The organism is Mesorhizobium sp. (assembly GCF_004962245.1).
Lineage (GTDB): Bacteria > Pseudomonadota > Alphaproteobacteria > Rhizobiales > Rhizobiaceae > Mesorhizobium.
Genome location: NZ_SUHQ01000107.1, coordinates 1 through 431, shown reverse-complemented (window position 1 = coordinate 431; position 431 = coordinate 1). Strand labels below are relative to the sequence as shown.

The following is a 431-nucleotide window of genomic DNA, read 5'->3' as shown; positions in this document are numbered from 1 at the left end:
GGCTGATGAGCGGATCATCGCTCATCTGGCTGATGGTCTCAAGGGTCATGTAGCGGGCCCGCTGCACGGCCCATTCATCCGACGACCTCGGTCCTGCGCTTGATCTCGCCGTTGAGGCGCTCGATCGGGTGTGGTGCTATGCAGCTTGGCACGGTGCTCCTTGGGGAAAGTCATGTAGGCAAGCACGTCGGTTTCGGCGTCGTCCTTGATTGTCGCCAGCTTCGGCACCCTCGGCCGGATCTGGTCGGCGACGGCGCGCCACTGCGTGCTTGCGGCCTCGGGCGTTTCCTGGGCGGTGGCGATGAAAGCGGAGACGACGCGGCGCCTGCTCTTGCCGGCATGAGCCAGCACGTTCCTCATGAAGTGGACGCGGCACCTCTGCCATGTCGCGCACAGCACCTTGGTGACGGCCGCCTTGATGCCTTCATGGG

The 431-nt window shown here is 64.7% G+C and carries 1 pseudogene; it reads right to left on the bottom strand.

What is annotated here, in order from left to right:
* Positions 1-431, bottom strand: a pseudogene (locus E5X88_RS33550) (transposase); the annotation flags it as partial.